We start from the raw sequence: 25,168 nt of genomic DNA, 5'->3' as shown, positions 1-25,168 counted from the left end.
TCATGACCGTGTACGGCACGCGGCCCGAAGCCGTCAAGGTCGCCCCCGTCATCATGGCACTGGAGGCAGACGACAGGTTCAGCTCGGTAACGGTCGTCACCGGGCAGCACCGGGAGATGCTCGATCAGGTGAACGAGATCTTCGGCATCGTGCCGAACTACGACCTCGACATCATGAGCCACGGCCAGACGCTTGCGCAGATCTTCGTGCGCGTCATGCAGCGTCTGGACCCCATCCTCGCCGAGCGGCAGCCCGACGCCGTCATCGTGCAGGGCGATACCTCGACCTCCACCGCTGCTGCCCTGGCCGCGTTCTACCGGCACATCCCGGTGGTGCACCTGGAGGCCGGGCTGCGCAGCCGCGACATCATGTCACCGTTCCCGGAGGAGGCGAACCGCAAGATCACCTCCCAGATCGCCTCGCTGCACCTCGCGCCGACCTTGCGGAGCCTGGCCTGCCTCACGGCGGAGGGCGTCCAGCTCGAGAACATCGTCGTCACCGGCAACACCGTGATCGACGCCCTCCACCTGGCCGTCGAGCGCCGGACGGCGTTCGCGGACGCCGCGCTCGAACGAGCTGCGGCGTCGGGCCGCCGGATCGTGCTGGTGACCACCCACCGCCGCGAGAACTGGGGCGACGCCATGAAAGGCGTCGGGCGCGCTCTGGCGCGGATCGCCCGGCGGTTCCCCGACGCCGAGATCGTGCTACCGGTGCACCGCAACCCCGTGGTGCGCGACGCCGTACTGCCGCACCTCGACGGACTGCCGAACGTGACCGTCACCGAGCCGCTCGGCTACGGGGAGTTCACGCACTTGCTGTCGCTGTCCACCATGGTGCTCACCGACTCGGGCGGGCTCCAGGAGGAGGCACCAAGTCTCGGCAAGCCGGTGCTGGTGATGCGCGACAACACGGAACGCCCGGAGGCGATCGAGGCCGGCACCGCCCGGCTGATCGGTACTGACGAGGAGCGGGTGGTGGCCGAGGTGACCCGGCTGCTGACCGACGACGCCCTCTGCCGCGCCATGGCGCAAGCGGTCAACCCGTACGGCGACGGCCGAAGCGCGGGACGCGTGCTCGACGCGACGGCGCGCCTGCTCGCACCGGCGATGCCGTCCGCGCCGTCGACGGTCCGGCCGGACCTCGACCACATGAACGATGACCTGACCGTTGCCGTCGCAGAGGGTGGGGCATGAGCAGGACCAGGGTCTTCATCTACGGCTCGTGCGTGTCACGGGATACGTTCGAGCACCTCGAACCCGGGCAGTTCAAGCTCGTCGGGTACGTGGCGCGGCAGTCGGTCCTGAGTGCGTACACGCGCCCGGTTGAGCTCATCGTGCCGCCGACGCGGGAGTCACGGTTCCAGCAGCGCATGGTCTCGGGCGACTTCGCGTCGAGCCTGCGGTCGCGGATCGCTTCGGCGGCAACCCACACCGACCTCGTGCTGATCGACCTCGTCGACGAGCGCCTGGGCGTCTACCTGCTGCCGGACGGGTCGGTGGTCACGCGCTCGGTGGAACTCATCGATTCCGGTTCCGAGCAGCACCTGCCCCAGGGCACCCAGCACCTCGCGTTCGGGACCCAGCAGCATTTCGAGCTCTGGCGGACGGCGATGGGCTCCATCGGCGGACGCCTCCGCCACGACATGCCGCAGGCCACCGTGGTGCTCCTGGACATCCCATGGGCCGAACGGTCCGAGACCGGCGGGCGGACGCCGGACTCGTTCGGGATGTCGGCGCGGGACGCGAACGTGGTGTTCCAGTCGTACGTGCGGTTCGCGACGAAGGCGCTGGGCGCGCAGGTGTTGTCGCTGGACCCGCCCGAGGTGATGTCCAGCCCTGCCCATCCGTGGGGCGATGCGCCGTTCCACTACGCCGAGCGCGTCTATCTGGACATCGTGAAGCGGCTGACGGGTGCCGAGGGGCGGGTGATCTGGGGGGCGGGCGCGACCCGGACGATGACGGCGGAACTGCCGGCCCAGGCGGTCACCACGAGAGCTATCGCCGAAAGTGCTTAGGGCGGACTGATCGTGGAAAACTTGATGACCAGGAAGACCTTGTACCTGCATGTCGGGATGGGAAAGACCGGCACCAGTGCGCTGCAGGTTGCCTTTGTGCGTAACCGAAAGCAGCTTGCTGCGCACGGCATCGCATATCCAGAACACCCGTCCGATGTCAGCGCGCGCCGTGGGGAAGTCGTCAGCGGGAACGCGATGGGCCTGGTGAGGTACCTCGATCCGCGCACACGCGCCGATATCGAAAGGAAGGAGAGGTTTCTGGCCGGGCTCGAGCGGGCGATCTACAACGCCCCGCAGCCACGAGTTCTCTTCTCGTCGGAGTTTCTCTACAGCGCAAACCACGAGCGCTTCGGATCCTTCTGCCGCGACCTGCTTGACAAGGGCATCGGGGTGGAAGTGGTTGTCTATGTTCGTGACATAGCTGGCCACGCGCTCTCCCTGTACTCCCAGGTCGTGAAGCGTTCCCTCTTCACCGGGGCATTCATGGACTTCATCACACCCGGTAAAGGCATCCGTTACGCGCCGAGCATCCGAGGTCGCCTTCATCGCATGCTCACACTCGTCGGCAGGGAGCGTCTTCACGTGATGCACTACGACTCGGACCGGGACCATCTCATGGAATCGTTCATGCGAAATGTCTTCGGCATCGAGGGGATCGACGAATATGACCTCACGCACGGACAGGTCAATCGGTCCCTCACTGACCATGAGATCGAGCTCATGCGTTACATGAACGGCCGGCTGCGTGATACGTCGGGGGCAGGCGTCGTGAACCAGGTGATCATCAGGAGGCCTCCGTTGAAAGAAAGAAAGCCGTCGATGACAGAAGAGCAACTGTCCCTTCTCGAGAAGCGATTCCTTCCCGATGTGGAGTGGGTCAACGAGACCTTTTTCGAGTCCGATCTGCTCACCGTCCAGGGTGATACGCCTGTTACCGACTCGCACCGCACCGTCGCACCGATCTCGGCCGAGGAGAAATTCTTGCTGGACTGCCTCTCGGATCTTGCGAACGGCGGACCGGAGATCGGAGTCGCATGACGAGCCGGCACGTGATCGTGGCGGGCTTCCATCGCAGCGGGACCTCCATGACGGCGCAGGTGCTGGGCAGGGCAGGCCTGCCCCTCGGAGACACCCTCCTGCTCCCCAACGCGTTCAACCAGGACGGCTTCTTCGAAGATGCCGACATCGTCGAGGCCCATGACGATCTCCTGGCCGACGCCGGGCATGACTGGCAGTACGCCGAGGACGATCTCCCGCCAGTGCCCGGGCACAGGCTCGCCAACCTGCGGCGAATCGCAGCGGAGCGTGACCATCGCCACGCCGTGTGGGGCTTCAAGGACCCCCGCGTCTGCCTGTTCCTCGAGGTGTGGCGAGAGGTCCTGGACGACCCGGTGGTCCTGGTCGTCTATCGCGATCCGTCCACGGCCGCCGCTTCACTGCGCAACCGGGCAGCCCGGGAGGTGGTCATGATGCCCCCCGCCCCAGAAGCAGTCCGGTTCTGGTCGGACCCGGCACTCGCATCTCGGATGTGGCTGCGCCACAACCGAGCGCTGGTCGACTACGCCGTCGCACACCCGGAGCGATCCGTCGTCGTCGACCAGGACGCGATCCTGGCGGGCTTCCCGCTGGTGCAGACCCTGAACGAGCGCTTCCGGCTGGGGCTCGACGCGTCCGCCTCGACGGGTATCCGGGCTGACGTGCAGGGACGCTTCGGAGCGGTGCCCCCTGGATCGCCTCGCGAGCTCGAAGCCGAGATCGAGGACACCTGGGCGACCCTCAATCGTTTGGCGAGCCACACGACGTTCCCTACGGTCGCGCCCGTGCCACGTCCGAGTGAGCCGGGTGCCTCGGTGCCACTCGTCCAGCCGGCACCGCGTGGCGCAGCTCGGAGATACTCGGACGTGTCCGGGGCGGCCGAGCCGGACGCCGTCGTCGCCATCGCGGAGGAGGCCCGGGCACAGGCGACGCGGCCGGAGGGCCTCCAGTTCGCCGTGGAACTGGGCAGGTGCCTGGCGGCGCGCGGCGCTCACCGCGAGGCCGAGGAGACGCTACTGGCGGCCATGGACCTGCATCCCGGGGCCCCGGCCCCGGCCATCGTCCTGGTCACCTCGATGTTTCGCCAGGGCCGGTTCGGCGAGGCCGTCGAGCTGGCCTCCGAGGCCGCCCGCCGCGCTCCTGAGTCGTTCCCGGCGCAGATGATCCTCGTCCATGCCCTGCACCGCTATGGCCAGCTCGCCGCGGCCCTCGAGGTCGGCGACGTCGTGCGGGGGCGTTTCCCGGACAATCTCGCGATACACGAGATCCTCGCCGGACTGTTGCTGCAGCTCGGCCGACCCGAGGAGGCCGACGTCAGCACCTCCAGGGCGGCCGCGTCCGTCGTGGACCAGGATGGGTACGCCCGTCGGCTGGTATCGGCCGTCGAGTCGGTGCCGGATCCGGTACAGCGGGCTGACCTCGAAGAGCGGACCGGACGTCATCTGGAACTCATGCGGACTGCCGCCGTACATGCCACCCTTTCAGGGGAGCCGCGGAGTCCAGCGGAAACGGGGACGACATGAAGGTGGCAGTGATCGGCGCCGGCGGATTCCTGGGCGGTGCCCTGACGACCGCGTTCGCGCGGCAGGGGGTTCCGGTCCACGCACTGGCCCGGGACTGGCGCGGGGTCCCCGCCGATGACACGGAAAACTGCGTGACCAGGTTCGAGGGTGACGCCGGCGACCTCGAGGTGAGCCGCGCCGCGATGCGCGGCTGCACGGTCGCGTACTTCCTCGCCTACGACGGCGTCCCCCTCCTCGACGGCGCCGACCATCTCGAGGAGTACGACAGCAACCTCCGCATGCTGGTGTACGCCATCTCGGGCGCGGAGTACGGCGGCGTGGAGCGGCTGGTGCTGCTCTCCTCCGGGGGCACCGTCTACGGGGAGACTCGCGGTCCCGCGACCGAGGGCGTCCAGCTGAGGCCCAAGTCGCACTACGGGGCGATCAAGAAGCTCTCGGAGGAGATGCTCGCTCACTACCTGGCCGTCGCCGGCACTCTCAGCTACGCCGTCGCACGGGTCGCCAACCCCTTCGGTCCGGGCCAGGTCAATGCCAAGCGCAAGGGCCTGGTCGTCTCGGCGATGCTCAAGGCGCTGACCCATGAGCCGGTCCTCGTGCACAGGGACGGGTCTCAGGTGCGCGACTACGTCTTCGTCGATGACGTGGTGCGGGCGTTGATGGCGCTCGGGACGAGCAGCGACGCGGCCAACCAGGTGTTCAACGTCGGCAGCGGTGCCGGCCGGTCCGTCAAGGACGTGCTGGCGGACGTCGAGCGGGTGTCGGGCCTGGCTCTGGAACGGCAACACGTGCCCGGGCGACTCCAGGACGTGGACTCCAACGTGCTGAGCGTCGAGAAGCTGACGAAGGTCCTCGGCGACCAGGAGACGACCGGCTACGAAGACGGGCTGCGACTCACCTGGGAGGCCGTGAGCCGGGCTGCCGCGCGACCCGCCAACACCTGACCCTCGATCCGGCGTGCGATTGGACTGCATGTATGACACAACCCATGCGAAACACCAGGAGCGGCCGATTCGCGGCGACCCCGGGCGTCACCTCCGAGACGACGCCCGAAATCCCACGTGGGCCCAGCGCCCGTGACGTCAGTCTCATCCAGGAGTCGGGTGCGTTCGACCTGGACCACTACTCCCGGCAGCTGCAGCGCGAGCTCTCCTTGGAGGAGGCCGTCGGTCACTACGTCTCGGAGGGGGAGGCGCGGGGCCTCGACCCCACGCCGGACTTCGATGTGCGGTACTACCTGAGGACGTACCCGGGCGTGGCGGACGCGGGCGTCAACGCCTTCGCCCACTACCTCAGGTTCGGGCGCCGTGAGCGTCGGTACCCCACTGCGGCAGCCCTGGCCAAGGATGCGCAGGTGGTCCTGGAAGCAGGTGCCTTCGACGCCGAGTACTACCGACGCACGTACCCCCGTGTCGACTTCGCGACGGTCCGGCCGCTCGAGCACTACCTGACATTCGGCTGCCGACGCGGCATGCGACCGAACGAACGGTTCGACGACGAGTTCTACGTGCGGAACTACCCCGAGGTGGCTGATTCCCCCATGCTGCCACTCGTGTACTGGCTCCGGGTCGGTGCCAGGCGTGGCCACCGCACGTGCTTCGAGGATGTGGCGCCGACGGTGAAGAAGGTCCGGGACTCCTCGCTCTTCGACCCGCACTACTACAAGTCCGCGCACGACCTGCCCGAGGACGACGTGGACCCGGCCCTCCACTACGTCCTCCACGGGGCACAGGAGTGGCTGGACCCGGGGCCCGCCTTCTCGACCGAGTACTACCTGCGCCGATACCCGGACCTCCAGACGGCTGGGATCAACCCCTTGACGCACTTCGACCGGTTCGGGCGGGCCGAAGGGCGGCGCGGAGTGCCCCCCTCCTACCGCACGGTGTTCGTCACGGGCCGTGCGCCGTTCCACTACGACCGCCCCAACCTCATGATCTTGTTGCACGAGGCTTCGCGGACGGGAGCGCCGCTCCTGGGCCTGGCCTTGGCGCAGGAGTTCGCCGCGAGCCACAACGTGTTCGTGTGGGCGGGTAGCCGCGGGGTGCTCGACGAGGACCTCATGGAGGCCGCCTGCCTCGTCGGACATGGGTTCGCAAACCCGCTGGACTGCGAGTTCATCCTCAGTGACCTGCTCGTCGACTACGCCGTGGACGCGGTGATCGCGAACTCGGTCGAGACCTCGCCGGTGCACGCCGCGATCCTCGCCTGCGACCTCCCTTCGGTCGGTCTGATCCACGAGTTCGCGAGCTACTCCCGGCCGATAGGCAAGATCACCGACGCCGTGGGGAGGCTCGACCGGTGCATCGTGCCTGCCGAGCTGGTGAAGGCATCCGCTCTTCAGGAGATCGACAGGATCTGCGGGTCCCGCGCCACGAACCTGGTTGTGCGGCCCCAGGGGCACCTGCCCCGGTCGCTCTGGTCGTCACGGTTCGCTGTCGACGACGACGACCATGGCATGCGGGCGCAGATGCAGCGGAAGCTGTCCGGTCACCGGGTGGTCCTCGGGGCAGGGTTCGTCCACATCCGCAAGGGGCTGGACCTGTTCGTGGAGACGGCCCGCCGGACCAAGGAGCTGTCGTCGGAACCGGTGCACTTCCTCTGGATCGGCGACGGGTGGGCGCCAAGCACTGACTTCACCTACAGCCTGTGGATTCAGGACTCACTGGAGCGTTGGGGACTCGAGGACGACGTCACCATCATCGAGGCTCAGAACACCATCGACTGGGCCTTCGAGCTTGCCGACGTCTTCCTGCTCTCCTCCCGTCTCGACCCCTTCCCCAATGTCGCGGTCGACGCGATGGCCGCCAACGTGCCGGTGGTGTGCTTCGACGGGACCACTGGCATCGCCGAGTTCATCGCCGGCACGGGCGCCGCGGGCGCCGTGGTGCCCTACCTGGATGTGCGAGCGGCCGCCGTCGCGGTAATCGACCAGCTCGGACTCGACATGGGCAGCGTGCGCAACGAGCGGATCGTCGAGGAGCGGTTCGACTTCCGCCGATACGCGCGAGCCATCGAGGCGGAGATCGAGCTGGCGAAGCAGGATGTGGCGAGCCGGCTGCGGCAGGTCGAGGCTCTGCACGACGCCGCGTGCTTCGACCGCTCGTTCTACGACGTGCGATGGTCGAGGTTTCCCGACGACAGGGGTGCGCTGAAGGAGTACGTCGCCCGCTCGATGAAGGGGATCTACCGGACTTCGCCCCTACCCGGGTTCCGGGACACGGAGGTCGCCAGGTATCCCGGGCCGGGAGACGACGTTCCGCTGCTGCGGACGGTGCTGGAGAACCCGTCGGTGCCCCCGCGGACTCACGACTGCCTCATCGTGGACGATCGGGCGGAGCGGCGTCCTTCGGCGGGTCTCAAGGTTGCCCTGCATCTCCATCTCTTCTACGCCGACCTGGCCGAGGACGCCCTCGCCATGCTCATGGACTCGGGCATCTCAGCCGATCTCTTCGTCTCGTGCGGCAGCGAGCTCTCGGCTCAACAGCTCGGGGTGCAGTTCCGGCGCTATCGGCGCGGGACGGTCACGATCCGAACGGTGCCGAACACCGGCCGCGACATCGGCCCGTTTGTCACCGAGTTCGGCAAGGAGCTCCTGGAAGGGGGCTATGACGTCATCGGTCACCTCCACGGGAAACGCAGCACGGACATCGGGACCGGCGACGCGTGGCGCAGGTTCCTGTGGGGCAATCTCCTGGGCGGGCCCGAGGTGTGGTCTGCCGTCGAGCACGGGTTCGCGGCCGACGGTTCCCTCGGCCTGATGTTCTCCGAGGACCGCAACGTCGTTGGCTGGAGCCGGAACAAGGTGTTCGGCGAGGAGCTACGAGAGCGGCTGGGCGTGGTCCGCGAGCTCCCCGCGGTGCCGGTCTTCCCGTTGGGGACGATGTTCTGGGCCCGTCCCGAGGCCGTGCGTCCACTGCTGGAGTCGGGGCTCACCTGGGACGACTTCCCGCCGGAGCCGTTGCCGTACGACGGTTCCATGCTTCATGCCATCGAGCGGCTGCTGCCCACCATCTGCGAGGAGTCGGGGTACCGCTGGACGACCATTCACGTACCGGGTACGACGTGGTAGACGAGGGTCCCGCAGACGTGCGCCTCCTGCTCCACATCGGCATGCCCAAGACGGGGACCAGCTTGATCCAGGCCGTGCTGATGAGCCTGCGGGACCAGCTGGCGTCGCAGCACGCATGGCTCCCGCTCCAGAACCTGGCAGCGACCCGCATCGCTGTCGAGGCCTTCCCGGCCGACAGCCCCATCCGCAGTCGAGCGGACGTCCTCCACATCAGGGAGGCGATGACGATCGAGGAAGCGCTCGACCAGGCCGGGCCACCCACGGCGGAGTGGTCGGCGACGATCCTCTCGTCCGAGTACTTCAGTGAGTGTCGTCCCGAGCGGTTGGAGGCACTGCTACGGAGCGCGGGGTACACGCCGTCGTCGACCACGGTGCTGGTGGCGCTCCGGCGCCAGGACCGGATCCTGGTGTCCGGCTTCAACGAGGAAGTCAAGTCCCTGAGCCGGACGACCCCCCTGGGCTGGAACCCCGATGCCGCCCATTGGCTCGACTGGTACGAGGCGCTGGCCCCCTGGGCGTCGGTATTCGGGAAGCAGGCCGTCAAGGTCCAGGTGTTCGACCGCGACGCAGCGGCGAGGGCCAGCCTCACTGGACGCCTCCTCGATGCCTGTGGCTTCGCCTACGACCCGGCGCTCGTGTCACAGAAGGAGGAGGAGCTTCGCAACGCGGAGAACCGAAGCCTTCCGGCAACTCTGCTGGCCTTCAAGTTTGCGGCGAACCGCGTCACGAGACCAGGCGAGCTCGACTGGTTCGTGGCGGAGGCGCTGGAACGGGGAGTCGGCCACGGCACGTTCGGGCTTCCTGATACGAAGGTTCGCGAGATCCTGGACCACTACCGCGAGTCGAACCGGCGCGTGGCGAGCGAGTACCTCGGCGAGGACGGTGACCTGTTCGACGACGTCATCGGGAAGCCGACCCACACAACCCTGGACGTCGACGCGGCGACCATCGCGGAAGTGACCGCGCTCTGTGCGGCGGCAATGGACAGACCCGCCAACTGAGATGCACCCGTCTTCCAGAGAGAACAACGTCGCCATCCGTGGCCGGGACTGCACACGGCCGCAGGGAAGTCCACTTATGGTGGGCAGGATCACCACGAACCGAATATTCACGGACGGACCGAGCCGGTGAACGATCAGTGGCGACTACCCTGTGAACCGGCCGGCGTAAGCGACTTTTCACCAAGGTTGGACGGCGACCTGCTGACGTTTGAGTCGCGATTCCAAGCGCGTAAGGGCAGAATCGCGAATATGCCCGCCACACATCACTAGATGGGATCCGTGATGAAGTCCATCATCGTCCACTCAGGACTACCGAAAACCGGGACTTCCGCGGTCCAGGCATGGCTCAATACAAATCGAGCCTGGCTCGCTGAGAACGGTATTCAATACCCCCAGCACGCAGCAGACAAGAATCGAATAAGCTCCGGAAACGCGCTCCAGGTGCTCGACCACTCGAATGGCCAGTTGATCGCCTCGGAAGACAAGGTCAATAAACTCGTCTCGGAGTTCGAGGAAGGCGAAGCTCAAACCCTTTTCCTGTCGTCGGAGTACTTCACGCCGCAGGTGACAGAGCTCGCAGCACTCATGCCACGGCGGACCCGGTTCATCCTCTACGTGCGGGATCCACTCGAATTTCTTGAGTCGGACTACAACCAGCGAGTCAAGCGCGCGGGCCACACGGCCAAGTTTGTCGCAAGCCCGAACGAATACGGCGGATGGCTGGGGCACGGCCATCTGTATCGAGCACTGGACAGGGCAACGGACGACGTGAATCTCGAGCTCCGTCCGTACCACACGAAATTGTTCCTCGGTGGCACTCTGCTCAGCGACCTGCTTTCAAGCGCGGGTATCGAAGTCGACAACAGGTCGCTTCCGGAGTTTCAGAAGATCAACACGTCATATACGCTGCACGCTCTTGAGTTCAAGCGGGCGTTGAATCACCTTCCGCTGGGTCAGCTCGCTTCGGAGCTCGACATCACCCTCCAGGCGTGTCCGGTCGGCCCGACGAGGTATTCCCTCATCCCGCCCCGCGACTACGTCAGGCTCCGTGCTGCGGCCGACGACGATCTACGTTCCCTCCGCGACAGGTACGGTCGCGACTCGCTGGAGCCGCTCCGCACCACGCTGGTCGACCAGGAGCCTCGGGGGTACCAGGCACAGCAGCTGTCGGATGAAGATGTCGAGACCGTAACCGGTTACCTCGCCAGGACTGCTCCCGGCCTAGTGAAGCGGTTGGCAGAACTCCTGTCGGAGCACCCGGGCGTCGAGCTTCCATATCCGTCAATTCGGAAGTTCATCACCTCCGGCTCGTATTGAGTGTCACCTTTGGACGCCGAACACCTTGAATGGCGTTCTTGCGCTTCCCCGAGTCCCATCCGGGGCGAGGTGACCAGATCAATCAATTATTGAAGCAAGCCGCTCGTCAAGGCTTCCGACGTCGAAGGCTCCGCGGAAGTCGGCATGAAATGGCAGATGGACTATCAGCTGGCTCTTGACTGCCGCGATCGCTCGCTGGGTGGCTATGAGGTTGGTGCGGGAGCGCTTGTCCCCGAGTTCGATGACCCGTCCCGACCGCATGAATGCCGCGAGATGGAGCGCGGATCCACCCGCCCCGGCCACGATCTCGGCGTCACGCACCAGCCCTACCTGGTCGGCAACTGTTAGCTCCTCCGGGTAGACGACCATGAAGCCTCGCTGCCGGAAGAGATCGTCCACGGCCCCAGAGTTCGCATACGAGCGGGCACGACCAGGCGCGTCCTTCGGCAAGGAGTCGACGAACCTCGTGCGGCTCAGGAAGACCCGGGACGGATGGGAAGCATCCTCCGGAGCGATCCTGTCGGCCACGCACTTCCAGACTTCCGCTGCCCGGGGCGATATTGCCGTCCTGTACAAATAGGGCCTCGATGGAATCATCAGCCGTTCATAGGTAGCTGGTGTCGAATCCACCACATGGATCTCCCGCTCGCCGATCAACGGACGGACCATCGCATCCTGCCAAGGATGACGACGGCGCGAGGTGAACCTGTGGGCAACAAGGCCACGAACGGCGCCGGCCTCCTCGTCACGAAGAAGCGGCCACAGGTTCGGCAAGGTCTCGACGATGAAGTGGCCGAACTGTTGCATCCATGATCCTGCGTAGAGCCAAGGACCGCGCACCACATGGTCTGCGGCCTCCTTGCGTTCTTTGCCCGTAAGGTGCCGCGGATTGACCGTGACCACGCGGAGATCACTGCCGGTGCCCCCGGGGCGCTCGGAGTCATCGACGATGTCACCGCTGTCCGTGTACACGGCACCGCGGATGCAGGAGCGCGGAGCCGGCTCCTTCCAGTTGATGGATCCGCTGGCAGCCCGGCTGACGATCGCGTCGTCCACCCACCGTGCATCCATTTCCGTATCGGGGATCAAGGGGAAGTCCTGGTGTGACCACCGCAATCTCGTTGCCCTTTCCCTCTGTTCCGGCACCGTATCGATCTCAGACGCCGACCGCGGAGCGGAACCCGTGGTAGGGAAGGACCGCATCAGGATGCGCCCTGGCTACTTCCCGGAGCGCCTCCAGAACGTCGGGCCGGTCGGAGGATACGTAACCGGCGACGGCCTCGAGGTCGTCAGTTGCGATCTCCTGCGGATAGAACGGATCCGGCGTCATGTCCGCCAGGATCTTCCGCAGCGGTTCCAGCGAGTGCACGTCGAAAAGGTCACGAATCTCGCGGAACTCGGCATCGGCCATGGGGCGCAGGCGGGAGTAGTCGGCAGGCGAGATGAGCGTGTACCGCGTGTAGCCGGCGGGGCAGCGCTGGAGGACGCGGTCGAGGTCTCTTGTCAGGTCGCCAAGAGGCAGATGATTTGCGGTTCGCTTGAACTCCAGGGCGGACAGCGTGTAAGAGGAGTTCACGCGCCTGAGACCAAGAATGTCTCCGGGGGGTGCGGGTAGTTCTGCTGCGGCGAAGAGATCCGTCAGGATGTTGCCACCCTCGAACAGACTCGAGTGGTAGGGCCGAACGGAAAGGATCTCGGCTGCAGATATGTCGGTGAGAGCCCGCTTGAGATCTCCGTGGCCGAGCCATCCACCGTAGGCGTTCGGCTCGGGTCGGATCTTTGCCTTGAACCCGGCGCGCTTCACTCCCTGGTTGTAGTCCGATTCGAGGAACTCCATAGGATCCCGAACGTACATGACGAAGCGGGTCGAGGCAGGCAACAGGTCGGCCAGCTGCCCGACCTTCGAACCGAAGAACTCGGAGGAGAGCAGAAGAGTGTGGTGCGGGCCGGACGCGAAGCGATCCAGTGTGTTTCGGACCCGAGTTGGCGCGACGTGCAGGCGGCCATCCGAGCCGCGCTCAAGAAGACGACCGGCATTGCCGATCCCTACTCCGTTTCCGTCGACGGGATGTGTGGGATAGTCGATCCCGAGGGCTGCGAGAGCGTCATGATTCGTGTTGAGCCAGCCTTGTACGGCAGACGTGCCCGTCTTCGGAAGACCAGCGTGAACTACGACCGCCTTTGTCATGGGATGAATCATCTCGCCCGGTTGAGAGCGTGTCTATCTGGCGGTTGGTCACGATAGCTGATCATCTCGAGGACGGGCAGAATATCGTCACCCGGACGACCATTGAACTGTCGGTCTCGATAATGCCGCGCAGTGCGCCGGAGGTATTCGGCGCCACCAGGGAGTCCGCCTGGATTTGTGCGCTCCAGGGATTCGAACAGACGTCGACCGCCCAGCCCTGCGGGATCGGCCCGGACCGCCTCGAGCTTGACGACGGGCAGGCTGCCGTCGAGTGCAGCGTCTGCGAGCAGCACTGTTGGATTGAACCAATATCGCGCGTCCGAGAGGAATCGCTCTTGGGCCAGTCGCTCCCAGTCGGACTTCGCTGCCGTGGGCCGATCCTCCGCCAGCTGCCAGTACGCCCAGCGGCGCACGGCGAGCCAGACCTGTGGCTCGGTCGGCTCGAAGTAGGCGCCAAACTGGAAGCCCGCGTCGGTCATCCACCGCGAGAGCCGCATCTCGCCGCGTTCGATAGCCTCCGCGCGGTCCGCCGGTGTCCCGAGCGCCGACCAGAATGCCGCGAACGCCGGGCTCGCGACCACCTGTGGCCGGACGACGAGGAAATAGCTCTGCACGTGCGGCTCGATCTCATCACTGGCTGTCATGCCCCAGAAGTCGACGTCTCGCTCAGCCATCCGGTTCATCACACTGCGGAACGGAATCAACGGCCCGAAGAAGCTGTCGTTGCAGAGGACCACCTCAGTGCCATCAAGCGGACCGAGCGCTTCCAGGCCGACGTGGAAGCTCTTGAAGTCGTAGCCCGCGTTGGGCCGGTCCACGAAGATGACATCCGGCTGCGCGGACACCCACTCCAGCCCACCGGGGTCGATCCCGCTGCTCGACACAAGGGCCACGCGTTCGCAGACCGTCAGGAGCTCCGACACCAGCCTCCGCACGTAGGGGGCGAGCTCGCCGTCGAAGTCGAAATGCGCCACCACCCCGATTCGCTGTGCAGTCGAACTCACGTCTGTCCTCCTCCGGTGCCTGCGAGCGGAGAAATACTCATCCGGCTATTCGAGAGATCTGGGTAATCCGGCCAGTAAACGGATAATCCGGGTGATCCGGTGGCTGGCTGTTGCGGGAGATGTTAAGAATGGGACCGACTTGGAAGACCCTTCCGGCAGGCCTCGGTTCGATTTCCCGCGGAGCTATCAGTTGTGTCAAACCTCGTGATCATGTCCCACGACGATTCGGACCGTCGCATACGACCATACGTCGCGCGCACCGTCGCACAACTCCGGCCGCAGGTTGACCGCATCGTCGTGATCAGTCGCACCGGCGCCGAGCTCGACGACCTCGACGTGCTCCCGTCCGGAGTGGAGTTCGAGCATCGGCGCGGACCGGGTTACCGGTTCGCCAACTATCAGGCGGGCTTGGAGCTCGTCCGTGAGTACGCCGACTTCGACGAGATCGTGCTGGTGGACGACTCGGTCATCGGTCCCTCGATCCCGCTCGCCGAGATCATGGATACGCGTCGCACGAGGGGCTACGAGGTGATCGGTATGACGGAGGCTTTCACGCCGCGCCACCATCTCCAGCCCTATTTCATCGCGTTCAAGGCCCCGGTGGTTCGGTCGACGGCGTTCCGGAAGTTCTGGCTGGAGTTCGATCCCTCGACGGACGGGCCGCTGTCGGCCCAGCCGGCAGCCCGGCTCCAGGACGCTCTGGGGCACGCCGGCTTCCGTTCCGGTCCCTACTTCGGCCCGAAGGAGGCCGACCTGGCACGGGCAGAGCGTCGCCTTGCCTGGGCATGGTCGCTCACCACTCCCAGCGAGTCGGCGGCCCGCGCCGATGCACCTGTTCCCGACGTAGAGTCTGCCGACTCCGGCGTGCTCTACGCCGATGAGTTCGTCTCGGGCAACCGCCTTCCCATGCTCCGGGTGGATGCGGTGGTCGTCGACCCGTATCGGCTCGGTGGCACACAGCTGTTTGCCCAGGCATCGCTTGCACACCCCGAGCTCTTCGGAGGCCTCGACGCTACGTTCGACCTCCCCGCACGGGGCCGCGAGCGGGTACGCGCGGTACATGCCCCCGAGCTCCTCGCCGACGGGGTGGGCTACTGCACCTGACCCCGCCGCTGACCCTCTCATCCGATTGGACCAGCAACGTGCCTTTCGCCGTCATCGACAACATGTCTCCCGACCGCACTCTCCTCACGGGGTACATACCCGAAGGTGCGGACTCCGATCTCGAGGAGCTCAAGTGGGAACTCTCGCACCCCGCGTTCCTCGAGGTCGATGACGCGCTTCGGTGGTCGTACGGCACGGTCTCGCGCCGGAAAGGCCGCGGAACGCCCACCAGGCGAGGGTTCTCGATTCGGTTCGACAAGCCGCTCACTTTCGACGACCTGGACCATCGTCACCTCGGGGTCGAAGTGACCACGACCGACGACGAGCCGCGCTCCGTGACCGGACTCAACCCGGTGACGATGGACCGCACCTTCGTCTACCGTGCAATGGATCAGGAACGCAGCGCGGAACAGGACGACGCGCTCTTCGCAAGGACTTTCTCACCTGAGGTCGAGACCGACGTGCGGGCGGCTCGCACATCCCGGGTAGCGGTCCTGATCCACTGCTTCTACGGCGACGTCCTGGAGATGGTGCTCGACCATCTCGAACGGATGGCACACGTGCCCCACGACCTGTTCGTGGACGTCCCCGAGGACCGGGTCTCCGAGATCGCCGGTCTCGTCACGCGGCGGCCGGACGCCCGCGTGTTCGTGGTGCCGAACCGCGGGCGGGACATCCTGCCGTTCCTCAGGGTCGCGCCGTTCCTGGAGCGCTGCGGTTACGAGTCGCTGCTGAAGGTGCACACCAAGAAGTCGCCCACCAGCACGATCGGGCCGGCCTGGCTTCGCGCGATCCTCCGTGCGCTGATCCCGGAAGACCCGGCTGTCCTGGACCAGGTGCTCGATGCCCTCGCGCAGCCGAAGACCAGCCTCATCGGCCCTGAGCGCTACTACTACCCGCTCAGCTACGGTGCTTCAGCCGGCGAGAACATGTACAACCTCAATCTGGTGCTGCGCAGCCGGATTCCCCAGCTCGACCCGGTCGCTCTCGCCGAGGGCTTCTATGCGCAGTACGGCTTCTTCGCAGGCACGATGTTCTGGACCCGCCTCGACGCGCTCGAGAGCATCTACGACATCCCGACCGCGCAGATCGAGCAGGAGCCTCTGGCAACGGACGGCATGCTCGCCCACTCTCTCGAACGGCTCTTCGGTCTCGTTCCACCCCTGACCGGCAGGACCATGTACTCCGTCAGGGTGGATGGTCACCCCGACCCGTTCCGGGTCCGCCCGCCCGCCACCAAGAGCCCGATGCGTCCGCTCTCCTGACCGGTCACCCCGCCCAACCACCTGGAGGAGCTCCACGATGTCGGATGCGGAGAACCCCTACGAAGGCCCCGACGACATTCCGGCCGACGACGACGTCGCGCCCACCATCCTCAGGCCCGAGCTGACCGACCAGGAGCTCTCCGACATCCGCCATGTCGAGATGTCCGGGATCTTCGACGTGGAGTGGTACCAGCTCCAGTGTGGTCTGGAGTTCGGCACCGGGTACGACGCCGTCTTCCACTACGTCCTCGCCGGAAGCGGCCGGGGGCTGAGCCCGCACCCCCTCTGGTCGCACGCCTGGGTCAGCCGCAACCGGGACATTCTGGACGGCGGCGAGCTTCGAACCTTTGTCCGCTACCTCACGGAGCCTGCGTTCAGCCGGCGACTCTCGACCAGTCCGCTGTTCGACCCCATCAGGCTTCCCGACGGCCTGGTGCCGACGGGGGCAACACCGCTCGCCGCGTTCCTGGGGTCGTGCCATCCCGGAACCGTGCTGCCGTACGACCCGGAACGGCACGGCCTGCCCGAGGACATCACACTCGGTGCCGCCTGGAGCGCGGTCAGTAGAGCGCTGGACGGCGACGTGAACACCGACATCGCGTCCGGCCTGCTGGACGCCCCGCTGGACAGCCTCCCCGAGGAGCGTGTCCCCGGCACCTTGACGTTCATCCTCGTCGTCCGGGAGAGCGGGAACGACTTCCGGTACGTCTACGACCGCATCGCCGGACCTCGGGCCGTGCAACGCCACGGTGCCTGGGAACTCCTGGTTCTGGACCCGTTCCAGGTCGAGGACGCCGCCCTGGCGGTCGAGGCGGTCGCCACCCGCGATTCGCGTGTGCGTTACGTGGCGCTCGACTCGCCCGACCTCGCCGATGCGCTCAATGTGGCGATCGCGACGGCTACGGGCGACGCGATCGCCTTCTGCGACCGCTCGTTCACCTGGTCGGAGGAGTTCACCCCCCGCATGCTGCGGGCGCTGCGGGACGCGGAGGCGGCCCGCGCCGTCACGCCAGAAGGTACGCCGTGCTTCACCGACCCGCGGGACTGCGTCCTGCCCGGCCTCGTCGTTCGCCGTGAGTTCCTGGTCGGTCTCGGCGGGTTCGACGCGACCGTCGGGGATGCCCATGCCGTGGAACTCGCACAGCGGGTGCTCGCGCAGTCGGACGCGCCGCCGGTACCTGGTGCCGTGCTCACGACCCGGCCGGACACCACGTCCGTCCACCGTTCCGGTGTTCCCGCCTGGAGCTCGCACGTCGTCGACCGTGCTGAATGGGACCGGTACGACGCCCCGGCAGAACGTGTCACCGCGACCTTCGTGGTCCACGATGCCGTACCGCGTGACCTCCTCGAGTCGGTCGCCGCAGCCGTCGCGATCGCCGATGGCTCGATCTCCTACGAGGTCATCGTCACAACGCGCTGCGGTGGTCCCGCTTTCGACCAGCTTGCCGCGCTCCTCGACCTCCAGCCGTTCCCCACCGCGGTCATCCAGGACGTCCGAGCCACGGACGCGCTGCTCCTCAACGGCGCCGTCCGAGCAGCCCGAGGCGAAGTCCTCATGGTCGTCGGCCCGGGGCAGCGCCTGACGACAGCTCCGGAGACGTTCGCGGAACTGGTGGCGACGGTCCGTGAATCCGGTGTCCCGACGCATCCGGTCGTGGTGGACAGTCACGGCCTGCTGGTCGACGCCGGATCGTTCTACCCCGGCGGAACGACGGAACCCGTGCCGGCTCTCCGTGGATACCCGCTCGCCGCCCTCGGCGACCTCGACGGTGTCGACGCCCCGTCGGCGGGCTTCCCGCTCGTGCTCCGCACGTCCGACGTCCGGGCAGTGCGTGGCTTCGACTCCCGCCTTGACCGCCTGTGGCTCGGGGACGACATCGTGCGGAGAATCTCTGCCAGGGTCGCTGCCGGCTGCGTGCTGTCCAGCAGCGTCCGCGCCACTGTCGTAGCGCACCGGGCCCAGCGGCACGACACCGACACCGACACCAAGCACGACATCCGCACATTCCGCGGCGCGTGGCCCAAGGCCCCGACAATCACCTTCCCGTTCGAAAGATGGAATCTCACACCGCACGTCCATGGAGCATCGCACTGGTCCGGCGGGGCCGCCGCGACGATGTGGTTGTCCGGGCAGTTCCAGGTCACCGAGCACCCAGACCAAAGGCGCTGGCTGATCGTCCCGCGTTCGGGTGGGGCGTCGGATGCTCCGGCAGGGCCGGTGGAATTCGCGGAGTCGCTCGCGGCGGCCCTGCGGCGCGCCGGGCAGGTGGCCGCTGTCCAGGACGGCCGTAGCACCGGTTTCACCATTGACGCGGACGTCGCGGTCGATCTCGACGGTGTGACGGAGCCGCCGCTCCCCGCCACGGCCACGACCGTGCTCTGGGCCACCGACGATGTCGACCGTATCGACCCGGACCGCGTGCGCGGATACGATCACGCGTTCTCCGCCGCACCGCTGTGGTGCAAGCAGCTGTGGACCCGGGAACGCATCGCCGTCCGACCGCTGCTGAACTGTACGGATCCGGAGAAATTCTTCGTCACGTCCGCGTTTCCCGTGCCGGACATCACGTCGGTGCACGTCGGCGACCCACAGTCCTGGCGGCAGGTATCCGTGTACGGATCGATCCATCAGTCCTTCCGGGTCGGTGGCCGCTTCCGGGTTCACGGCCGCGGTTGGGACGAACAGATCCCTCCCCAGTACATCGGTGACCCCATCCGAAGCCTGGACGAGCTGCGAGAGGTCTACCAGACGGCGCACTACGTGACCGTCGATCATCGGCCCGAGCTCCGCGACCTCGGCCTGATCTCGTCCCAGGTGTTCGACGTCCTCGCCGCGGGCGGCAACCTTCTGTCCGACGAGGTGGCGGGTCTCGATGAAGTTCTCGGCGGTCGCGTGGCGATCTATCGGAACTGGCTCGAACTGGCCTGGTCCTACGCGCTCGACTCGCTCTGCTACTACCCGACCGACTCGGGAAAGGCCAAGGTCGCCGCGGAGATCGCGGAACACCATTCGTTCGACGCGAGGGCCCGGACGCTGATCGAGGCCGTCACCACCGGTTCACCGAACGGCGCGTCTGCCGGCGCCCGCACGCTGACCGGCTCCGAGGCACCATGACGGCCCCGGTCACCACGCACGTACGCATCGAGCACCTGCCGCTGCGGGCCGCTTCGGCTCAGCCTGTCGTGACGGAGGTTGCGGCGCCTCGTCTCTCCTGGCGGGTGGAGCAGGCCGCGCCAGGCTGGCGTCAGGACCGGTACGAGCTCCGTACCTCTCTGAACGGCGGTCCGAGCGCGGTCCAGCTCGTACGCGGCACCGATCAGGTTCTCGTTCCCTGGCCGGGCAGCCCACTCGGCGCCCGGGACCGCGCGGTCGTCGAGATCCGTGCGGGAGGCCGAGCGCCGGGTGACGAACAGATCTCCTGGACCGCCTGGTCCGACCCGGGCCGGTTCGAGATGGCCCTCGCCTCGCCCCAGGACTGGTCCGCACGCTTCATCAGCCCGGCGGACGACAGCCTCGACGGGCCCGCACCCCTGCTCTCCCGGGGGTTCACCGTCCACGAGGGTCTCGTCGATGCCCGCCTCTACGCGTCGGCGCTGGGCGTGTACGAGGCACGGATCGACGGACGCCCCGTGGGCGACGGCGTGCTGGCGCCGGGATGGACCTCGTACGAGCACCGGCTCAGCTACCAGACGTACGACGTCACCGCTCTGCTCACCCCTGGGCGGCACCAGATCTCGGCGCTGCTGGGCAACGGCTGGTACCGGGGCCATCTGACGAACCTGCGCAAGCGTGACCTGTACGGGGACCGGCTGGCGCTGCTCGCCCAGCTCGAGCTCACCTATGCGGACCGTCCGACGGAACGTGTGGTCACTGACGCCTCCTGGGCGTCCCGCCCGAGCCACGTGCTCCGGGACGATCTCTACGACGGCCAGGAGACCGACCTGCGGTTGCTGGACACACCCGAGCACTCCTCCGGCAAGGTGGACGTCCTGGACGAGGATCTCGGCCGCATCGGGCCGGCGGACCGTCCACCGGTCCGGGTGCTGCGCACAGTTCCCGCGCAGACCTGCACCGTCGATGATGCCGGACGCGTGATCGTGGACTTCGGCGAGAACCTCGTGGGCCGCGTACAGCTCACGGTCCGGGACGGGCGGCCGGGCGACCGCGTCGTCGTCCGGCACGCTGAGATCCTGCAGGACGGCAGGCTGTGTACGGAGCCGCTGCGCTCGGCCCGCGCGACGGCCACCTACCACCTTGCAGGCGGAGCCACGGAGACGCTGGAGCCCGGTCTCACGTTCCACGGGTTCCGCTATGCCGAGGTATCCGGTGTCGGCGGCCTCCGTCCCGAGGACGTGACCGCCGTCGTCCTGGGGACGGACCTGGACCGCACGGGCTGGTTCCGCAGCGGGCACCAGCTCCTGGACAGGTTCCACGAGAACGTGGTGCGCAGCGCACGCGGCAACTTCCTCGCGGTGCCGACCGACTGCCCGCAGCGCGACGAGCGGCTGGGCTGGACCGGCGACATCCAGGTCTTCGCGCCTACCGCCGCCTACCTGTTCGACGTCGGAGCGTTCCTCTCCGGCTGGCTGGCCGACCTCGCCGCCGAGCAGCACCCCGACGGCGGGGTCCCGTTCGTGGTGCCGGACGTCCTGCGCCACGCGGAACCCGCCGCGGCAGCGTGGGGCGACGCCTCGGTCGTCGTCCCCTGGGTCGTCTACCAACGGTTCGGTGACGCGGGTCTGCTGCGCCGTCAGCTCGGGTCCATGCGTGCCTGGGTCGACCGGGAGGCAGAGCTGGCCGGTGATGATCTCATCTGGGACGGGGGCGGCCAGTTCGGGGACTGGCTCGACCCGGCCGCCCCGGCCGACAACCCCGCCGCCGCGCAGTGCCCGCCGCACATCGTGGCCACCGCTCACCTGGCGCGCTCGGCAGAGCTTGTCGCCCTGACCGGAAATGTCCTGGACGAACCGGGGACCACCGCACGGTACGCGGATCTCGCGGCCCGGGCACGACGGGCGTTCGCCGGAGCATTCGTCGAGCAGGACGGCCGCATCCAGAGTGATTCTCAGACGGCCTACGCCATGGCCCTGTGCTGGAACCTGCTGCCCGACTCGGGCCTCCGCAAGTCCGCGGGGGAGCACCTGGCCCGGAGGGTCCGGGACGCCGACTTCACGGTTTCCACCGGCTTCGTCGGAACACCCCTGATCCTGGACGCCCTGACCGATGCCGGTCATTCCGACCTGGCCTTCCGCATGCTCTTCCAGACCAGCTGCCCGTCGTGGCTGTATCCCGTGACCATGGGCGCCACGTCCATCTGGGAACGCTGGGACAGCCTGCGCCCCGATGGCACCGTCAACAATCCCGGTATGACGTCGTTCAACCATTACGCGCTCGGCGCGGTCGCCGACTGGATGCACCGCAGGATCGGTGGGCTCGAGCCCACCTCACCGGGCTACCGGACGGTGTCGATCGCCCCGCTGCTGCCCGACGAGCTCGACGGGGCGACCACTCGGCACGACAGCCCGTACGGGGAGATCGAGGCCGGGTGGCAACGCGAGCCCGCGGGCCGGATCCGCATGAGCGTGCGCCTGCCGCAGGGTACGTCGGGTGTGGTGCGGAGTCCTGACGGGCGGTCCTTCCCCGTCGGGCCTGGCTCGCACGAGTTCGCGATCGCCCTGCCTGGGACCACGTGAGCGGAACCGTTCCGCCGGCCCAGCCCGCGACGCCACACCCCGCGACCGCCCGTTGGCGGCTGCTCGTCCTGAGCGCCGTCGTGCTCGCACTCGGGATCGTGGCCGTCGTCCTCATGACCCGTCCCGATCAGGTCGCGCCCACGGGCGTTGAGCACGTCACCGTCACTGACGATTCAGTTGTCGTCAGCGGCGGCGCCCCACCGGGAGAGACCGTCCGGGTGTACGCATCGGAGCCCTACGAGAACCCTGCCGCCTGGTCCGTCCGCGAACCCGTCGGTGACGCCGAGGCCGCGGCTGACGGCACGTTCTCAGTGACCGTCGCGCACCCCCCGGACGACACCGATACCTATGACGACGCCTACCGCGCCGTCGTCGAGGGGAAGGCGCTCGGCAGCCACCACTTCGCTGACGACCTGGTGATCACGCCGACGAACGCCTATCCCTATCCGACGCCGCCTACCAAGAAGGGGCTCCAGAGCCAGGTGACGTCCGACGCGGAGATCCTCGGCATCGGGCACGCGACGGTGAACGTCTCGCTCAACCGGGTGATGCAGGTACGGGACGAAGGGCTGGACCGGTCGGTCCCGTTCGAGTGGGAGGGCAAGACCTACTGGTTCTCCTCGGAGTCCTTGGCCCGCCTCGACCGCCAGATCCGGCCCATGTCGGCGAACGGCACCGTGGTCAACCTGATCCTTCTGCTCCGGGAGGATCAGCGCGCCGGCTCCGCGTGGCCCCTGCTGAGGCACCCCGACGCGGTACCCGGCGCGGGAAAGGTCTACGCGTTCGACACGGTGACCGCTCGCGGCACCGCGGCCTACACGGCGGCGGTCGCGTTCCTCGCGGAGCGCTACACCCGGCAGGACGCGAGATACGGCCGGGCGACCGGGTTCATCGTCGGAAACGAGATCGACGCCCAGTGGAGCTGGCAGAACATGGGCGAGAAGACGCTTCGGGAGTTCCTGGGCTCCTACGAACGAGCCCTCCGCCTCACCTACCTCGCCGCGCGGACTGCCTACTCCGAGCCGCGGGTGTACGTGTCGCTCACCCATTCGTGGCGGCGTCCCTCCGGGCACGCGGACCAGCCGCTGCGCTACTACCCCGGCAAGGAGGTCCTCGACGGGCTCAACCGCCTGACCAAGGCCCACGGCGACTACCCCTGGAACGTCGCGCACCATACGTACCCCGAGAAGTTCGAGGACCCGGCATTCTGGCAGGACACCAAGGCGACCGACGACGTCGCCACCACCCCGCGCATCACGCCGCGGAACATCGAGCTGCTCGACGCCTACGTCCGGCAACCCGAGCTGGCCTATCGCGGCAGCCCTCGCAGGATCATCCTGTCCGAGCAGGGCTGCCACGCAGCCGACGACTCCGACCGGGCCCAGCGGCTCCAGGCCGCCTGCTTCGCGTACCTCTACTACAAGGTGGCCTTCCTGGACGGCATCGACGCGTTCATCCTGCAGCGGCACATCGACCACCTGACCGAGAGCGGGCTTCGCTTCGGCCTGTGGAACCGCGACCTGTCCCGGTCCGAGCCCGCGGCGCCGTACCAGCCGAGGCTCATCCGTCATGTCTTTCAGGCCATCGACACGAAGCGTTCCCTGGAGTCCACGGCGTTCGCGCTCGACGTGATCGGGATCGACGACTGGGGCGACGCCGTGGCGGGCTGGGACCCCGGCGCACTCGCCGTCCGGACCGAGCCCACGCCGCTCCCCGCGTCGCTGAGCGCACAGGCCACCTCACCGGCTCCGGCAGCGACGGGGCTGGCGGACTTCTCCGACGGCGTCGACGGCTGGCGGGCATCCGACGCGGTGAGCAGAGTGAGCGCCGAGGGCACGATGCTGCGGGCTGATGTACCGCGCGACCTTCAGTTCGTGTCCGACCTGGCGCAGCTGTGGCGTGGTGTCGAGGCGCCGCTGCCCGCGCCCGTGACAACAGGCCCGGAGACCGCGCTGTCGCTCGACGTGCGGGCACCCGCCGACGCACAGGTCGGTGCCCGGCACGTCCGCGTACGGGTCTACGGTGCGGAAGGTGCCGTCGCGCAGGGAACCGTCGCGATCGGTTCCGACGCCGACTGGCACACCGTCCGACTCGACCTGAGCACCTGGAACGCTGAGGAGCCGATCGTCCGCATCAAGGTCTGGGTCCGCGGCTCGACGAACCAGACCTGGGACGGTCCGTTCTGGGTGGACAACGTGCGGCTGACGGGCTAGCTCAGAGGGTCAGGTCGAGCACGGCCTTCCACGCTGTCGTGTCGGCGTCCCGGTCGATCCGTGCCTGCAGGTCGTCGTCGAGCCTCCGCACCTTTCCCACGATTCTCTCGGCGTAGATGGCGTGCGCCGCGCTGAACGCGGTATCGATCCCCTCGTCCCACTCCAGCCCGAGTGCCGCGCTGAGCCGCCGCAGCGACGTGGCCTCTGGGTCCGAGAACACGCGCTCGTACTCCACCACGTGCACCTGTCCCGGATGCTGCGACACCGCCCGGATCGTCTTGTGCAGCGCATCGTTCCAGAACCGGATGGCCGCCACGCCGTCGTTCTTTGCCGGCCAGTTCACATCCGCCGGGTTCTTGGCCCGCGCATCCCACGAGGCGGCCGTGGCAGCGAGGTCCCGCGCGATCACGACCACCTGGCCCTGGGGAAAGCTCGTCAGGAGCTTCAGGACGAACAGGTTGGTGATCTTGTCTCCGACGTATCGGACGCGATCGAACTTCTCGTCGATCCGCGCGTAGTAGTCCCGCCATTCCGGACGCCACGGCGCGATGTTGGTCATCTCGTCGGAGAAATCGAAGAACCGCTCTCTCGTGAAGTGGGCGGGGGTGAGCGCGCTCAGGTCGGGCCATGCTTTCTTGAAACGCTCCATGCCCATGGCGATCTCACCGTGCTGGTTGAGGACCTGCGCCAGTACGGTCGTCCCGGAACGGCCGAGGCCCATGATGAAGAGGTGGTCGGCCATGG

General features: G+C 67.3%; 17 protein-coding genes. 13 read left to right on the top strand and 4 right to left on the bottom strand.

What is annotated here, in order from left to right; all coding sequences use genetic code 11:
- The first annotated feature begins 2 nt into the window (after positions 1-2).
- The 8 genes from wecB to EW117_RS17810 all read left to right on the top strand — a co-directional run bounded on the left by wecB (position 3) and on the right by EW117_RS17810 (position 10,956).
- Positions 3-1,193, top strand: a complete 1,191-nt coding sequence (gene wecB, locus EW117_RS17845; RefSeq protein WP_129788078.1) for a non-hydrolyzing UDP-N-acetylglucosamine 2-epimerase — start codon at positions 3-5, stop codon at positions 1,191-1,193.
- Positions 1,190-2,014: a DUF6270 domain-containing protein gene (locus EW117_RS17840; RefSeq protein ID WP_129788055.1), complete on the top strand. Its 825-nt coding sequence runs from the start codon at positions 1,190-1,192 to the stop codon at positions 2,012-2,014. The genes wecB and EW117_RS17840 overlap by 4 nt, the downstream gene beginning before the upstream one ends.
- Before the next feature lie 24 nt (positions 2,015-2,038).
- The gene (locus EW117_RS17835) at positions 2,039-3,052 is read left to right on the top strand and encodes a hypothetical protein (protein ID WP_129788054.1); all 1,014 of its coding nucleotides are present in this window, start codon (positions 2,039-2,041) and stop codon (positions 3,050-3,052) included.
- Positions 3,049-4,572: a tetratricopeptide repeat protein gene (locus EW117_RS17830; protein WP_129788053.1), complete on the top strand. Its 1,524-nt coding sequence runs from the start codon at positions 3,049-3,051 to the stop codon at positions 4,570-4,572. The genes EW117_RS17835 and EW117_RS17830 overlap by 4 nt, the downstream gene beginning before the upstream one ends.
- Positions 4,569-5,513, top strand: a complete 945-nt coding sequence (locus tag EW117_RS17825; protein ID WP_129788052.1) for an NAD-dependent epimerase/dehydratase family protein — start codon at positions 4,569-4,571, stop codon at positions 5,511-5,513. Before EW117_RS17830 ends, EW117_RS17825 begins: the two co-directional genes overlap by 4 nt.
- Positions 5,514-5,557: 44 nt before the next feature.
- The gene (locus EW117_RS17820) at positions 5,558-8,638 is read left to right on the top strand and encodes a rhamnan synthesis F family protein (protein WP_165362751.1); all 3,081 of its coding nucleotides are present in this window, start codon (positions 5,558-5,560) and stop codon (positions 8,636-8,638) included.
- Positions 8,639-8,655: 17 nt separating this feature from the next.
- A complete protein-coding gene (locus EW117_RS17815) occupies positions 8,656-9,639 on the top strand; it encodes a hypothetical protein (protein ID WP_129788050.1) in 984 nt (327 codons plus the stop codon).
- A 282-nt stretch (positions 9,640-9,921) separates the two neighbouring features.
- Positions 9,922-10,956 carry a hypothetical protein gene (locus tag EW117_RS17810; RefSeq protein ID WP_129788049.1) on the top strand — a complete coding sequence of 345 codons (1,035 nt, stop codon included), beginning with the start codon at positions 9,922-9,924 and terminating at the stop codon, positions 10,954-10,956.
- A gap of 78 nt (positions 10,957-11,034) precedes the next feature.
- Here the strand turns inward: EW117_RS17810 and EW117_RS17805 are convergent, their stop codons facing one another.
- The 3 genes from EW117_RS17805 to EW117_RS17795 all read right to left on the bottom strand — a co-directional run bounded on the left by EW117_RS17805 (position 11,035) and on the right by EW117_RS17795 (position 14,148).
- Positions 11,035-12,012: a glycosyltransferase family 61 protein gene (locus tag EW117_RS17805; protein WP_165362750.1), complete on the bottom strand. Its 978-nt coding sequence runs from the start codon at positions 12,010-12,012 to the stop codon at positions 11,035-11,037.
- Positions 12,013-12,112: 100 nt separating this feature from the next.
- Positions 12,113-13,144, bottom strand: a complete 1,032-nt coding sequence (locus EW117_RS17800; RefSeq protein WP_129788047.1) for a hypothetical protein — start codon at positions 13,142-13,144, stop codon at positions 12,113-12,115.
- Positions 13,145-13,152: 8 nt separating this feature from the next.
- On the bottom strand, positions 13,153-14,148 hold the full coding sequence (locus EW117_RS17795) for a rhamnan synthesis F family protein (RefSeq protein ID WP_129788046.1): 996 nt from the start codon (positions 14,146-14,148) through the stop codon (positions 13,153-13,155).
- Positions 14,149-14,445: 297 nt separating this feature from the next.
- Between EW117_RS17795 and EW117_RS17790 the strand changes: the two genes are divergently transcribed.
- From EW117_RS17790 to EW117_RS17770, 5 genes are read left to right on the top strand one after another with little or no spacing between them, the layout of a single operon-like run.
- Entirely contained in the window at positions 14,446-15,252 is an 807-nt protein-coding gene (locus tag EW117_RS17790; RefSeq protein ID WP_165362749.1) for a rhamnan synthesis F family protein, read from the top strand.
- 38 nt (positions 15,253-15,290) lie between these two features.
- Entirely contained in the window at positions 15,291-16,517 is a 1,227-nt protein-coding gene (locus EW117_RS17785; RefSeq protein ID WP_129788044.1) for a rhamnan synthesis F family protein, read from the top strand.
- A 37-nt stretch (positions 16,518-16,554) separates the two neighbouring features.
- The gene (locus EW117_RS17780) at positions 16,555-19,632 is read left to right on the top strand and encodes a glycosyltransferase family A protein (protein ID WP_165362748.1); all 3,078 of its coding nucleotides are present in this window, start codon (positions 16,555-16,557) and stop codon (positions 19,630-19,632) included.
- Positions 19,629-22,211 (top strand): alpha-L-rhamnosidase, encoded by a 2,583-nt coding sequence (locus EW117_RS17775; protein ID WP_129788042.1) that lies wholly within the window; start codon positions 19,629-19,631, stop codon positions 22,209-22,211. The genes EW117_RS17780 and EW117_RS17775 overlap by 4 nt, the downstream gene beginning before the upstream one ends.
- Positions 22,208-24,424, top strand: a complete 2,217-nt coding sequence (locus EW117_RS17770) for a DUF5722 domain-containing protein (protein ID WP_129788041.1) — start codon at positions 22,208-22,210, stop codon at positions 24,422-24,424. The genes EW117_RS17775 and EW117_RS17770 overlap by 4 nt, the downstream gene beginning before the upstream one ends.
- Position 24,425: 1 nt before the next feature.
- Here the strand turns inward: EW117_RS17770 and EW117_RS29480 are convergent, their stop codons facing one another.
- Entirely contained in the window at positions 24,426-25,166 is a 741-nt protein-coding gene (locus tag EW117_RS29480; RefSeq protein WP_165362747.1) for a sulfotransferase family protein, read from the bottom strand.
- Positions 25,167-25,168 lie beyond the last annotated feature (2 nt).

It is taken from the genome of Promicromonospora panici (assembly GCF_900608595.1).
GTDB lineage: Bacteria > Actinomycetota > Actinomycetes > Actinomycetales > Cellulomonadaceae > Promicromonospora > Promicromonospora panici.
Note: the sequence above shows the minus strand (reverse complement) of the source record. Positions and strands in the feature narration are given on the sequence as shown.

What these genes read in the sequence shown, in the direction of transcription:
- wecB (WP_129788078.1), top strand. Translation starts at nt 3, where the DNA reads ATGACCGTGTACGGCACGCGGCCCGAAGCCGTCAAGGTCGCCCCCGTC.
- EW117_RS17840 (WP_129788055.1), top strand. Translation starts at nt 1,190, where the DNA reads ATGAGCAGGACCAGGGTCTTCATCTACGGCTCGTGCGTGTCACGGGAT.
- EW117_RS17835 (WP_129788054.1), top strand. Translation starts at nt 2,039, where the DNA reads ATGACCAGGAAGACCTTGTACCTGCATGTCGGGATGGGAAAGACCGGC.
- EW117_RS17830 (WP_129788053.1), top strand. Translation starts at nt 3,049, where the DNA reads ATGACGAGCCGGCACGTGATCGTGGCGGGCTTCCATCGCAGCGGGACC.
- EW117_RS17825 (WP_129788052.1), top strand. Translation starts at nt 4,569, where the DNA reads ATGAAGGTGGCAGTGATCGGCGCCGGCGGATTCCTGGGCGGTGCCCTG.
- EW117_RS17820 (WP_165362751.1), top strand. Translation starts at nt 5,558, where the DNA reads ATGCGAAACACCAGGAGCGGCCGATTCGCGGCGACCCCGGGCGTCACC.
- EW117_RS17810 (WP_129788049.1), top strand. Translation starts at nt 9,922, where the DNA reads ATGAAGTCCATCATCGTCCACTCAGGACTACCGAAAACCGGGACTTCC.
- EW117_RS17800 (WP_129788047.1), bottom strand. Translation starts at nt 13,144, where the DNA reads ATGACAAAGGCGGTCGTAGTTCACGCTGGTCTTCCGAAGACGGGCACG.
- EW117_RS17780 (WP_165362748.1), top strand. Translation starts at nt 16,555, where the DNA reads ATGTCGGATGCGGAGAACCCCTACGAAGGCCCCGACGACATTCCGGCC.
- EW117_RS17775 (WP_129788042.1), top strand. Translation starts at nt 19,629, where the DNA reads ATGACGGCCCCGGTCACCACGCACGTACGCATCGAGCACCTGCCGCTG.
- EW117_RS29480 (WP_165362747.1), bottom strand. Translation starts at nt 25,166, where the DNA reads ATGGCCGACCACCTCTTCATCATGGGCCTCGGCCGTTCCGGGACGACC.